This is a genomic window from Terrabacter terrae (genome assembly GCF_039529575.1).
Lineage (GTDB): Bacteria > Actinomycetota > Actinomycetes > Actinomycetales > Dermatophilaceae > Terrabacter > Terrabacter terrae.
The window spans coordinates 1-1,433 of sequence record NZ_BAAANB010000209.1 but is presented as its reverse complement, the minus strand read 5'-3'; the positions used below and the strand labels follow the sequence as shown (position 1 = coordinate 1,433).

Genomic DNA, 1,433 nt, shown 5'->3' with positions numbered 1-1,433 from the left:
GGGCCCCCAGGGATGGCGACGAGGTCGGCGCCGCGCGCAGCCTCGAGAGGGAGGGGCGCCACGACGGCCAGGCCGCTCGTGGTGCGCAGTGGCACGCCCGGTCGAGCCGAGCAGACGCGGAAGTCGAAGGCCGGGACGCCGTCGTCGGTTCGGTCGATGCCGAAGACCTCGCAGAGGACACCGAGCTCGAACATGGCCACTGGCTCCTGGGCGATGACAGCGATCGTGCGCAGCATCGTGCCAGCATGACACCCGTGGCAGGATCTTGTCGAACACCGACTGTTCCGCCACTCGTGGCGAGATGTTTCCGAGCGCATAGTTTCAGCCATGGACGCTTTTCTCTTTCTCGCCATGTTCGTCGTTCTCCTGGCCGCCCTCGGGCCGCACCATCGCCGGACCTTCTCGTTGCCGCGGGCACCGTTCGGCGCCGACGCAGACGTAGACCGTGACCTCGATCGCGTGCTGCACGACGTCCCCGTCGCCGACGGAGCCGAGGCGGGGGACGCGGCGTTGCGGCGTCGTCGGGGCATGCGAAGGTTCACCCATGACGACCACCCCTCAGACCGCCATCGGCCGACTGGCCTCGGTCTCCTTCGACTGCCCTGACCCGTCGCTCCTGGCGGACTTCTACGGAGGACTTCTCGGTCTCCAGCGCGCCTACGAGAGCCCCGACGGCGGCGTCGTCTCGCTCTCCGACGGCAAGGTGGCGGTCACCATGATGCGCACCGCAGACCACGTCGCACCCACCTGGCCGAGCTCGCGCCAGCAGCAGCAGGTCCACCTCGACATCCTCGTCGACGACCTGGACGACGCGGTCGCACGCACCTTGGCACTCGGCGCCACGGAGGCCGAGCACCAGCCGGCACCGAACGCCTGGCGCGTCCTGCTGGATCCGGCCGGACACCCCTTCTGCCTCACCACGGTCACCGGCGACTGACCTTGGCTGCCACCACCGCCATCGGTCAGAAGGGCGGTGGATCGCCGTTCGGCCCGAGTGCCGATGACCGGTCCGCCGACCGGACGGAGGCGCCGTCCGACGCGCTCCCGGCCGTCGACGGTGCCGACCCGGGGCCGCTGAGAGCTTCGCGCCAGTCCCTGGGATAGGTGATGTAGTCGCGGCCGGCGATCGAGGTCCACTGGATGCCGTCATCGTCGACTCGTCGGACGTCCCAGACGCCGGCGGTCTTGCCGTTGTGGCACCCGCGGCTGAGTGAGTCGCCGTTGGAGACGCGGGTCGGGCCCTTCGGCCAGGGAACGAGATGGTCCCAGTCGCAGCGCTCGGCCGGGACCTGGCACCCCGGAGCGCGACAGACTCCGTCGACCGCCTTGACGTGCTCGACCATCTCCCGAGTCGGGGTGTAGCGATCGGTCGAGAGCTCGATGGCCCTGCCGCTGTGGACGTCGACCGCGAGGCGCTGCCAGACCGAGCCGGG

The 1,433-nt window shown here is 70.1% G+C and carries 4 protein-coding genes; 1 reads left to right on the top strand and 3 read right to left on the bottom strand.

Annotation, left to right across the window (positions count from 1 at the left end; translation table 11 throughout):
• A partial coding sequence (locus ABD194_RS21100) for a type 1 glutamine amidotransferase family protein (RefSeq protein ID WP_486388617.1) occupies nucleotides 1-236 on the bottom strand: 236 nt, incomplete at its 3' end.
• A gap of 85 nt (nucleotides 237-321) precedes the next feature.
• Nucleotides 322-546, bottom strand: coding sequence for a hypothetical protein (locus tag ABD194_RS21095; protein ID WP_343995197.1), 225 nt, complete (start codon nucleotides 544-546; stop codon nucleotides 322-324).
• Here ABD194_RS21095 and ABD194_RS21090 point away from each other — a divergent pair.
• Nucleotides 545-937, top strand: coding sequence for a VOC family protein (locus ABD194_RS21090; protein WP_343995195.1), 393 nt, complete (start codon nucleotides 545-547; stop codon nucleotides 935-937). The two genes, ABD194_RS21095 and ABD194_RS21090, sit on opposite strands and share 2 nt — an antisense overlap.
• Before the next feature lie 25 nt (nucleotides 938-962).
• On the opposite strand, the gene ABD194_RS21085 is transcribed toward ABD194_RS21090, so the two are convergent.
• On the bottom strand, nucleotides 963-1,433 hold a 471-nt coding region (locus ABD194_RS21085), incomplete at its 5' end, for an HNH endonuclease signature motif containing protein (RefSeq protein WP_343995193.1).